12 protein-coding genes are annotated in these 11406 nt (G+C 48.6%); all 12 read right to left on the reverse strand.

All coding sequences use genetic code 11. The annotated features are described in order from the left end of the window. Positions 1 to 140: 140 nt before the first annotated feature. Positions 141 to 764: an acetyltransferase gene (locus tag IB229_RS16655; RefSeq protein WP_192331599.1), complete on the reverse strand. Its 624-nt coding sequence runs from the start codon at positions 762 to 764 to the stop codon at positions 141 to 143. Beyond that, positions 764 to 1354 carry a sugar transferase gene (locus IB229_RS16660; protein WP_192330980.1) on the reverse strand — a complete coding sequence of 197 codons (591 nt, stop codon included), beginning with the start codon at positions 1352 to 1354 and terminating at the stop codon, positions 764 to 766. The genes IB229_RS16655 and IB229_RS16660 overlap by 1 nt, the downstream gene beginning before the upstream one ends. Then, positions 1338 to 2510 (reverse strand): glycosyltransferase family 4 protein, encoded by a 1173-nt coding sequence (locus tag IB229_RS16665; protein ID WP_192330981.1) that lies wholly within the window; start codon positions 2508 to 2510, stop codon positions 1338 to 1340. The genes IB229_RS16660 and IB229_RS16665 overlap by 17 nt, the downstream gene beginning before the upstream one ends. 5 nt (positions 2511 to 2515) lie before the next feature. After that, positions 2516 to 3622 carry a glycosyltransferase family 1 protein gene (locus tag IB229_RS16670; RefSeq protein ID WP_192330982.1) on the reverse strand — a complete coding sequence of 369 codons (1107 nt, stop codon included), beginning with the start codon at positions 3620 to 3622 and terminating at the stop codon, positions 2516 to 2518. 133 nt (positions 3623 to 3755) lie between these two features. After that, positions 3756 to 4988, reverse strand: a complete 1233-nt coding sequence (locus IB229_RS16675; RefSeq protein WP_192330983.1) for an oligosaccharide flippase family protein — start codon at positions 4986 to 4988, stop codon at positions 3756 to 3758. Beyond that, positions 4981 to 6024, reverse strand: a complete 1044-nt coding sequence (locus IB229_RS16680; protein ID WP_192330984.1) for a hypothetical protein — start codon at positions 6022 to 6024, stop codon at positions 4981 to 4983. Before IB229_RS16680 ends, IB229_RS16675 begins: the two co-directional genes overlap by 8 nt. A gap of 104 nt (positions 6025 to 6128) precedes the next feature. Further along, positions 6129 to 7310 (reverse strand): N-acetyl sugar amidotransferase, encoded by a 1182-nt coding sequence (locus IB229_RS16685; protein ID WP_192330991.1) that lies wholly within the window; start codon positions 7308 to 7310, stop codon positions 6129 to 6131. After that, positions 7295 to 8041 (reverse strand): HisA/HisF-related TIM barrel protein, encoded by a 747-nt coding sequence (locus tag IB229_RS16690; RefSeq protein WP_263864168.1) that lies wholly within the window; start codon positions 8039 to 8041, stop codon positions 7295 to 7297. Before IB229_RS16690 ends, IB229_RS16685 begins: the two co-directional genes overlap by 16 nt. 11 nt (positions 8042 to 8052) lie before the next feature. Continuing rightward, a complete protein-coding gene (hisH, locus tag IB229_RS16695) occupies positions 8053 to 8682 on the reverse strand; it encodes an imidazole glycerol phosphate synthase subunit HisH (protein ID WP_192330995.1) in 630 nt (209 codons plus the stop codon). Continuing rightward, positions 8679 to 9209: an acyltransferase gene (locus tag IB229_RS16700; RefSeq protein WP_192330997.1), complete on the reverse strand. Its 531-nt coding sequence runs from the start codon at positions 9207 to 9209 to the stop codon at positions 8679 to 8681. The genes hisH and IB229_RS16700 overlap by 4 nt, the downstream gene beginning before the upstream one ends. Before the next feature lie 3 nt (positions 9210 to 9212). Beyond that, on the reverse strand, positions 9213 to 10331 hold the full coding sequence (locus tag IB229_RS16705; protein WP_192330999.1) for a DegT/DnrJ/EryC1/StrS family aminotransferase: 1119 nt from the start codon (positions 10329 to 10331) through the stop codon (positions 9213 to 9215). Between the two features lie 2 nt (positions 10332 to 10333). Continuing rightward, the gene (locus tag IB229_RS16710) at positions 10334 to 11323 is read right to left on the reverse strand and encodes an NAD-dependent epimerase/dehydratase family protein (RefSeq protein WP_192331001.1); all 990 of its coding nucleotides are present in this window, start codon (positions 11321 to 11323) and stop codon (positions 10334 to 10336) included. Between the last annotated feature and the right edge of the window lie 83 nt (positions 11324 to 11406).

Consider the following 11406-nt stretch of genomic DNA (forward strand, 5'->3'; position numbering starts at 1 on the left):
AGTACGCTACGAAAGCCAGCGAGGAGCCCAGTTCAAGTTCAAAAAACGGAATGCTGACCGGGGTTTTTAAAGTTTACGAGTTGTACATAAGTATGCCGAGCCGTTTTTGATGGAGCGTTGCAAACGCAGGCACTTCGCTTTCAGAGCTGCACCAGGCGGGCCGGCACTCCGACAGCAGTATAGCCATCCGGTATATCGGCTACGACGGCTGCACCGGCACCGATCATTACTCCACGCCCGATGCGAATCGACTGACGCACGCAGGCACCAATACCAATCCAGGTCGCTTCACCCACCTGAACGCCACCAGCCAGGTGCGCACCCGGACTGATGTGTACCGCAGCGGCCAACTCGCAGTCATGGTCCACACTGCTGCCGGTATTGATAATAGTTGCCGTGCCCACCTTCGCGTAGGCATTGACCACCGCTCCAGCGAAGACCACACACCCCTCACGCAACGATGCATAGCGGCTTATGCAGGCCAGCGGGTGGATCAGCGTGGCAATACGTGCACCTGCTGCCTGCAGCTCAAGTACCTTGGCAAGTCGTACATCGTTTTGGCCAATAGCGACCAATACACCATCGAAATCAGACAGGCTCTCCAGCAACGCCGCGGTATTGCCCTCTACCGCCCATTCACCATTGTGCAAAAGGGTTGGCCAGGCATCGTCGAAGAAAGAGAGACGCTGCCACCCACAGAGCTCTGCAGTATCCGCCACGACCTTGCCGTGACCACTGGCACCGAGGATAGCGAGACGCTTCATCATTCCTTTCCCGTGAACTTGGCCATGGTTGCCTCGCCATCCGCGCTGATGCCTTCGCGAATGAAGACCTTGCGAATGGTCAGGAAAATGATCCGTATATCCAACCGCAGAGATCGATTCTCTACGTACCACATGTCCAACTCGAACTTCTCGGGCCAGCCCAGCGCATTACGCCCGTTGACCTGTGCCCAGCCCGTCACCCCTGGCCGAACTTCGTGACGGCGAGCTTGCCGCTCATTGTAGAGGGGTAGGTACTCCATCAGCAGTGGGCGTGGACCAACCAGGCTCATATCGCCCTTGAGCACATTCCACAGCTCAGGCAACTCGTCGAGACTGGTAGACCTGAGAAAGCGTCCAAATGGCGTCATCCGTTCGGCATCGGGAAGCGAATTACCCTGAGTATCGACTGCATCCAGCATGGTACGAAACTTGATCATCTCGAATGGGCGCCCATTCAGGCCTGGACGAACCTGACGGAACAGCACCGGACTGCCCAAGCGCTGACGAATCATCAAGGCGACGACCACCAACACCGGTGAAAGCAATAACAACCCAAATGCAGAGCAAACGAGATCAAACAGACGCTTCACGACTCAACTCACCCTGATAAAACTCGACCATACGCTGCCAATGCGCCTCCTGCTCGAAACACGCCTTTACGTTCAAGCGCGCCTCTTGCCCCATGGCAATCAGGCCCTCTTCCGATGTTTCCATTGCCACCTGCATCGCCAAGCGCAAAGCCTCGCTGTCTCGAGCAGGAACCAACCATCCATTAAGACTAGGTGTAACGATCTCGTTGCAGCCGTTTATATCGCTGGCGATCACAGGTAATGACATGGATCCAGCTTGCAACAGCACATTCGGAAACCCTTCCCGATAGCTGGGCAGCACCAACACATCGGCGCTCAACAAGGCAGCCCGGATATCTTCTTGGAAGCCCACATGATGGATACGCGGATGCTCATCCAGGACTTGCCTGGTCCGCGCGTCGAGTGGCGCGGTCTGATCATGAGCGCCGACGAGCAACAGTTGCCCGCCGTCCAACTGCTCAAAGGCACGCACCAACTCCAACAAGCCTTTATCGCGGTTCAAGCGACCAACAAAACAGAACACGAATGCAGAGTCCGCAATACCCAATGCGCTACGCAGCGTCTGGGCACGCTCAACTGAGTGTGTGTCTGCCGGGTTGAAATAGGCCGTGTCGACCCCCGCGATATTTCCGGAGCCGATGACCTGCAGAGGCTTGTGGGTAATACCGAAACGGCGTAGATCCTGCGCAACACCCTGCCCCTCGGGAACGACACGCGTGGCACAAGCGCAGATCAGCCTGTCGATCCAGATCAGCAGTTTCTGCTTTGCACCCGAGGCTGTGGGAAAAATCAGCCCGGTGAACGTGTGGATCCGGACCGGCACGCGACAGAGCCATGCGGCAATCATTGTCACCAAGCCAGCCTTGGGGGTATAGGAATGAACGGCGTCAGGTCGCATCTGACGCAGCAGAACAATCATCCGCATGACGGAGAGCAGATCACGAACAGGGCTGATACCCCGCACCATCGGCACAATACTTAGCTCAAGTCCTTCATTAGAAGTGATCAGGATGACCTCATCACCTAGAGAGGTAGCAAGTCGCAAATCAAAATGTCGAGCAAGAAAGGCGGGCTGCCCCTTCAGAATAGTGCTCAATGTCTCCGGGACAGTCGTGACCACAAGCAGTTTTTTTTTTGCTTTAGCATATCCACTCATGAAACTCAGCCCTCGGCGCCTCGGACATCCCTCATGGCACGATATAGAATATCAAGAGCAACTGACTTATCAATATATGGTCTTGCAGCACCTGCAACCTGCTCGCGAGATATCGAGCGTACGCTATTTGCAAAGGCGAGAATATCGGCAATTGAAGGGGGGCCACTACGATAGTATGCAAAGGACGAAGGAATAACCTCTTGATAACCAGCATACACGGGGAGACCCATCATTAGATATTCGCGAACTTTCAGTGTACACGCTTCAGCCATACCTATGCGCGATAAAGCAAATGACGAAATACCAAGAGAGCAGCGCCCGGAAATTTTACGTACGTACTCAACGGGTTTGTAGCCATGCAATACAATACGCTTATCTTTTTTCGCACGGGCTTGGTCGACCGCTGACAAAGTACCGACAAGATGCAATATAAATTCCTGACCACTAGACTCTATATCGCTCAAGAGCAAATCAAGCCCATGCCATGGCGCAAAAAATCCGGCAACAAATAGCAACTCTGGGATATCACATCGCTCATCAGATACAGTGCACTTTTCATACAATATTCCATTGGGGTAGAGATAATCCCCCCCCCTCTTGTAACCACGCAAATTTTGATGAGTTAGAATTTCTTGAGTGACGCCAATAGTCCCGTAGGAATATCGAACAGCATATCTCCCAATCCAATCCTCTAGCAAAGACCGCAGGCGAGCCCCTGTACCGCCCGGCATCGCCAACTCGGGAACCTCAAGCGTGTGATGCACCAAATACACAGGACGATTACATAGCAATATGAACAACAACTGGAAAGGATCGTGCACATAATAGCGCAAAACAAAAGCGTCGTATTCTTTTGCGAGCGAATACAACCAAACGTGATACTCAATACGTAAAATAAGCCAAGCGTATAGCTTCCAAACAACACCATTCCGCTTACCCCCCAACCATCGAGCACGGTAAACGACAGGTGAGTCCGCACAGCTATCCCGAGGGCAAAACATTTTCACATGCCATGGAATCCCCAATTGAGACGCAGCAAGCTGCTCCCACTCCATTTGATTCACAATACCAGAAGGAGGTGAAAGTAAAGCTGCCGCGTGTAATACCCTCATTGGAAGTCCACCCAAAGCGCCAAAATAAAGCCGTTAAAAATAATCACCAAAAAACCATATAAAATCAAAATAGCAGCTCCAGCAAGCTTAAGCGCGAGCAATAGATAAGCAAGAGCAACAAACAATACACCAATCAGAAAACCTTATAATAGAATTGTGAGAAAAATGCATTCATTGAAAATATAACGCACGCACCTGCAAAGGTAGCAAAAGAGGCCCCAAGGATACCCCACCAATGTACAAACCAAAAATTAAGACATACAGCAATAATCGCACCAAAAACATTAACACACGCAAGTAATTTTGTTTTCTTATATATAGAGAGTCCTGGAAAAAAAGCACACATACCCTGCACAAAAACTGCAGCACTCAACACCACTGCAACAGAAGCAGCACCCGCATAACTATCGCTTGCGATAATCAAGACAAGGCTATCTCCCAGCACAGCGATAGCCAAAACGAAGGAAGCCCCGAAAAAAATATAACCCCAGAATATTTTTCTCAACTTCATAGGTGTATCAACACAATCAAATTTCGCATAAATCAAAGGTGCTAATGCGCTTTGCACACCCATAGTAAGAAGAGTAATGACGGCAGCAATTTTCGCTCCTACACTGAACACCGCCAACTCTTGAAATCCTAGAATGGCCTTAATAAATAGACGATCAGAAAAAATAGAAGCAACCACACTCAAACTGGAAAAAACAAGAGGGGCGGAAAAAGAAAGCAGCTCTTTCAGTCGTAACAAATCAGGACGCTTAAAAAAATCCTTACGCTCATGCCATACGATGACACCAATCACCAGCGCCTGAGCAAGGAATTGGGCGAGCAGAAGTCCATCGACGCCATACCCCAAATAAAGAGAGCACAAAGAAAATATCGCGATGCTAATTACAGAGCACATCGAAATCAGTATGGAAGCCTGAGGCCGTAATTTTGAACGGTAAACTACAGAAAAAAAATAAACCAATGCACTGGAGGAGAAAGCAAGAGCACCGAAAAGAAGCACTCGCTCCCTATTGGCCTCATCCAACAGCATTAGAGAAAGATCTGTTAAAAAAAACGAAACCGTGACGATCAATAAAAAATAGGACGCCACTGTAAACCAAAATGCCGTGGCAATATAAGAAGATTGCAAAACCCTCTGCCCCTGATACTCAGAAACAAATCGCATCACACCCTGCGACACTTCAAAGGTCACAACAACTGCAACTATAGCCCCAACAGATAAAACATATTCAAAGACGCCATATTCCTCTTTAGATAAAAAACTCAAATATATAGGTATCAGCAAGAAGCTGACCCCTTTTGTAAGAATATTACCAACGCTATATAAAGCTGAGTGCCGAAGAAATTGCCTAAGCATCAACATACTCTCTGAAACGAGCAGAGCTTGCGCTATAAGAACAGTACTCTCGAACCCAACTGGTTCCACGATCAGCTTGGTCCTGCAATGCATCAGGATGATCAAGCTGAAGTTTTAAATTCTCATAGATCATCCAATATGGTGTCACCACCCATGCTTCATTAGCCCCTTCAAACAAGGTCGGCTCAATTCCCCTATCAGCAGAAGTTAGTAACACCGCATTGGCCGCCATTGCCTCAACACCAAAAACTCCCGGAACGAAGGCATAAAATTCGTTAAGAACAATATGCGCGCGATTTATCGTCTCAAGCACCGTTGAATGGGGAACACCTATAAGCTCAATATACTCAAAATCATATCCATCCAACATCAGCTTCTTAATGGCCGCACGAACCAGAGGCGTCCCCTTTATCAATGGCGATGAAGGCGCATGAACAATTACAGGCAGAGTCGTATCTTTCCACTTACAGGGAGCCCTGCGTATATTCTCATCAGGATAAAAATAAAGAAAAGGAAAGGTTTCACGCGACATATATGACATTTGATCGGTAGATGGATTGAAGATCACATCTGCAAATTTATCTGCTGATAACGCTAGTGCCTTTCTTCGCTCTTCCTTAACTGGAGAGTCGATACCCCTAGAAGAGATAGGTTGATAGGTAGTGATGACATCTATATGACGCTGCTTGGCATAGGCGTTTAACAATTTGAATGACCTGATCTCACTCCCCGTAAAATAGCAAACGATCACACCTCCTCGCTTCTTAATAAACTCAAACTCCTTGAAACGCCCATCACACTGTGAAAACAGGAATCCATTGCCACCAACATAAATAAATTTCCTGTACCTAGCAGCAAAGAAACCCAGCAAAAAAGGACCCAAGATAAATCTAGAAACGTGACTAGATAACGTACCTAAGCTGTATTCATACTTGAAACTGTAATAGGGGTTTCGAAAGAGGCAAACACTCACAGCCCCCGGCAAAGACATACTCAAGTTATGCAGAACGGAAGCGATCTCCTCGACACCGACCACATAGTCTGTCTTTTTTTCTCTAGGGAAAATTCGATCAAATATAAAAAATGAAGAATACAAGAAAAACAACTGAAGAGAATGTGCGACCCGAAAAAGAACCCTTCTCAAGACAACTCGTCCTTTTGCACTTCATGAGGAAGCGTATATTTAATATAAAAACTCCACGGAACAAAGCCCCACTTGGCCATCAGATAGAAAAAGGGCCTCATGATCTCAAAGGTTTTTTTGTACGTTTTAAAATCCGTATAATATTTTTTCGGAAGTTTCATCAGCGCTTCAAATTGGTTGTCATCAAGACTCAGCCTTTTCTTATAGTAATCTAAAAGCCCCGCCTCTAGATGCGGCTCCTCACGCATCAAGGATAGAGCGTGCTCACGCGTCATACGCCCATCTCGGCAATATGCTGAATATCCAACAATTCTAAAATCACTGCCCCAGCGTTTGGGAAAGAAATAACTGTGGAAGAAGGCAGCTGTCCGATTTTCTAAATGATGTCCGCCATACCACACCCAGCCATACTCCTCAGACAGAAGTGTTTTTGCTTGCTCCTTATCATAGTCCAAATAATAAAGCGGGCGCACTGACTTGATTTTGTTAAACAGCATCCACTTCAACTGCTTATACAGCCACAAATTCGGAAACGTCTTCATTGAGGACTTCCCGTACTCTCGATGAACGCTTTGTATGTATTTGGCATCCATGTATATCCACCCCATTGGGGCGGTGCCCTCTGTCCGAAATGAGTGCCCATCAATCTTGTAACGGATACCATATTTTTCGGCAGCAATATTCATCGTCGCGGCCAGACCAATATCGGTTGGACACTCGATATCTCTGACCCCAGACTTCAAGAAAGAAAGAACTATATCATCGAACTCTTCAGCATCGACCACATAGGTAAACAGATCGATACCTAACTTGTCAGTAACAGCATGGATGTTCTGCGTAGCAATCGTTGTATTCCATGTGTTATCAAAATGCACGGCCAAGAGGCGCAGGCCATATTTCTTAGTCATGAGATGCATCAGATAGGATGAGTCACATCCTCCGGACACACCGATAAGAGCATCGTATTTCTTGCCCCGACCCGCAGCCTTCATCTCAGCCACTGCATTTTCCAATGCGCGCTCACCACGTTCATCGTTTGGAAACTGCTGCTCTAATTCTTCTATCTGACGGCAATAGTTACAAACACCACTATCATCGAAAGAAATATTAGGGACACTCTCGTCATAAATGCATTTTGTACAGATGATATTAGAAGAGTCGCTTACTTCAGCAGACATTCCAGCTCTCTCGTCTTTGGAAATTTTATAAGCACGCCCATTCCTTTAGCCTGAAATACAGCCATGCTTCCCAAGCCTACGGCCGAGGCCTGCCCCTCTTTCACGACAGACTTTATATGATCCAGCGTTCCACACCCGCCTACAGCAACGACAGGAACATCTAGTGATTTTGCAAAATAACTGACCAAGTCATTATCAAACCCCTGCCATGTTCCTTCACGGTCGACATTATTTATGACCACTTCCCCTACACCCAGATTTTCGAGAACAGCCAGCACCTGCTGAAGAGGCATACTGATCTGGCGCTTGGCATTATGAGTGGTAACTTTGTATTTTTTGCGCCAGAAGCTCTTTTTTATATCGAGCACAGCAACAATGCTTTGCGCCCCAAACATACTTACTGCTTTTTTTACAACGTCAGGAGCACTAAAGATGAGTGAGCCGACCGCAACTTTTTCAACACCGAGATAAAATAGCTTTCTGAAATCCTCAATCGACTGGACACCCCCACCGTAACAAATAGGCATAAAGCACTCAGAAACGATGCGCCCGATCAAATCAAATTGAATTGGTGCTTTCTTTGCGGTGGAATCAATGTCCAGAATAATTAGCTCATCAACCTCCATTTGATTGAAAATTCTTGCAGAATTGATGATATCTCCGACATATTGAGCAGACTTGAACCTAGTAGTTTTCACCAGCCCTCTGCCGCTCAGCAATAGCACAGGCATTACTCGCGTTCTCAGCATGCCTGAAAACTCGCAAAATTTTTCAACAGTTGCATACCGTGCTTGTGACTTTTTTCAGGGTGAAATTGAACACCCCAAATGTTCCTATGGTTTATAGCGCAAGTAAACTCATAACCATAACTGCACGTCATGAAAATATCTTCTGCACGAATATCTGCAGCGTGAAAGGAATGAACAAAGTAAAAGCGCGTATCTTCTGAGAGACCTGCGCTTAGAGGGTTAAGCTTATCGGCGGATACAATATTCCACCCCATATGCGGAACCTTTAGCCTTTCACAATTCTCATAAATTGAGAAATCGAATCGTTTTACGCTTCCTTCAATCCAACCCAAGCCAGCCAACTCTCCCTCTTGGCTGCTGTTCAATAAGAGTTGCATGCCAAGACAAATACCTAGCACTGGTATTTCTCTAACCAACGCTGCATCGTCCAGCACGTCTCTCAGACCGCTTGAGTTGATAGTTTTCATCCCACTATTCCAGTGGCCTACACCTGGCAAGATTATCTTTGTGGCTGTTGCGACTTGCGCACGCTCGGAAATAACCTCGCTTTTCACGCCTATATGCTTGAGAATATTGACAATCGAGCCAATATTTCCCATACCGCAGTCGACAATAGAAATCATATCTTTCCCATTTCAATCTTCGACACTACACGACAGGGTGCCCCCCAAGCCTTGCAGTTTGAAGGAATATCCTGCAATACAAGGCTGTTCGCACCAATAACAACGGCGTCACCGATAATGATGCCTTTGGCGATAACTGTATTTGGGCCGATATAACAATTGGATCCGATCCTTGTCGGCGCGGTGGCAACTGGTGCCTTCCCACCACTCAGCGAGCGCTCTACTGTATCGTGTGTATATATCTGCACACCTGCCGAAATGGAGCAGTGGGAACCTATTTCAAGACCTCCACCAGAACCGTCCAAAATAGTGAAGGGCCCAATCCAAGTATGTTCACCTACCGTAACATGTCCAAATACAACACTGCTGTCATAGATGGATGCACCATCACCGAAACCAAGCTCCCTCGCTTTCTCCCAACGGTCAACCACGTAGTCGCCAAGCGGTAGGGTACGTGCGAATTTCTCATTCACTTCTCGACGACGTGCAAGCCAAAACGCCTTGAGTTCGCTCAGCAAAGTAAGCATTAGCTAAGCGCTCTCACCTAACAAAACTTGCGAAACCGCCTCGGCTACCAGACTTACATCATCCATTGTCATACGCTCAAACAAGGGCAATGCCAGTCCATACTTATACAAGGCTGGGCCGAACACTGAACGAACTTGCGGCTCACCATATATTCCGATACAGGATAGGCTTTGCGCCCCGAGATTGGTTTCGACGCCTCGCGCACGCAGTTCTCCGATTACCTCATCACGATTGATGGATGCATCCAGAACAACCATGAAAGTTTGCCAGCTATGCCCGGTGACCAGCCTTGGCAAAGCAAGAACTCCAGCTTTTTCCAACGGACTTAAAAGTTCTTTATAAATGCTGGCAAGTATCGTCCGCTGACAAATCCACTCATCCAGCAGCGGCAACTGTGCACGTCCAAGTGCGGCCTGAAAATTTGTCATGCGGTAGTTTGTTGCCGGCTCAAAAAATTGCATACCAGATATCGTACGCTCCATACCGTGGTTACGCAGACGACGCATGCGAGCGGCCAATGCAGCGTCATTCGTTGCCAAAGCCCCCCCCTCCCCGGTGGTCAGCGTCTTGCGGGGATGGAAGGAAAAGCAGCCAACATCAGACAAAGTGCCCGCCTTACGCTGATCCTGTCGAGCACCTAGCGCACAGGCGGCGTCCTCAACGACAGCCAGACCATACGACTTGGCAATGCGATTTATTTCGCGCATGTCGGCAATACAACCAAACTCATGCACGGGCAGCACTGCACGCAGCCGCTCCACCCCATCCCATGACTGGATAACTTGCTCAAGCTGGACAGTATCCAGCGTATAGGTTCCCGGAACGACATCCACAATAACCGGGCGAGCACCTGTCAGTGCTACAACGTTAGCGGTGGCCGGGAAAGTGAAGTCCGGAACGATGACCGCATCTCCAAGACCTATATCAAGCGCTTGCAGGGCAACGTGCAATGCAGCAGTGCCGGAGGACACTAGAATTACGTCACTGCAGCCCAAGTAGGTTGCGAGTTCTCGCTCGAATGCTTCGCACTCTTGGCCATGCACAAGCTGACCAGAACGAAGAACGTCGGCAACTGCGGCGATAGCAGCCTCACTGATATTGGGCTGGGACAACTTCAGCATGATCAGCTCTTGAACAGGTTGGAGAGTTGCGGCAGGGAGGTTTCGTTTTCTGCAATCCAGGCCGCGGTACGCTGCAGCCCCTCATCCAGATCGACCTTGGCCTCAAATCCAATACGCTCACGGGCCTTTCCAACCTTGGGAATACGGAGCTCGATATCGGCCGACAGCGCCTCACGGAATATGATCTTCGACGAACTGCCAACAATGCGGCAAACCGCCTGAGCCAGGCCATACACGGTAGTCACCGCGCGCGAGTTACCTATATTGAACGACTCACCTACGGCGTTCGGGTGCTCCAGAGCACACAGTACGCCTTCAACCATGTCGTCTACATAGCACCAAGCGCGAATCTGGCTGCCATCGCCAAAGATTAGAATATCTTCATTCTTCAACGCTTTACGTACAAAGATTGCCAATGCGCCCTCACCTGTCTGGCCGGGGCCATAGACGTTAAACGGGCGGACCGTAACGGTCGGCAGTCCATACTGTTTGAAATAGGCGTGTGCCAGGTGTTCCCCCGCCAGCTTGCTCACCGCGTAAGTCCAACGTGCTTCGCCAACAGCGCCGGTGACCGTCTGTTGCTCTTCATCCACCTTAAAGGCATGGGAACCGAATACTTCTGAAGTCGAAAAATCGACGAAACGCTCCACTCCACCCAGCTCCTGAGCCGCCTCCATGGCATTGGCTGCGCCGATCATGTTGACCCGCATAGTAGTAACAGGATTGCGCACGGTGGATTCGATACCCGCAATGGCAGCAGCATGCACGACCAACTGAGCTCCGGCCATTGCAGCCTTGAGCTTCGGGAAATCAAGCACATCACCTTGAATTTGGCGGACATTGGGATGGTTAGCGTAGGGAGTACCCTTTAGCGTGTTGCGGGTGTAGTTGTCATACACCACGATCTCGTTCTTATCAGCTAGACGAGAAATGAGCATGCTCGCGATGAAGCCGGCGCCGCCAGTGATGAAGATTCTCTTGCCTGTAATCATTCGCGGAAATCCCAAGTACGAAGGCCGATGGCCTGAAAATAAAGAATTCAATTGGGCTCAATGAGCCGAAAATAGGTTTATTT

This window comes from Pseudomonas sp. PDM14 (assembly GCF_014851905.1).
Taxonomy (GTDB): domain Bacteria; phylum Pseudomonadota; class Gammaproteobacteria; order Pseudomonadales; family Pseudomonadaceae; genus Aquipseudomonas.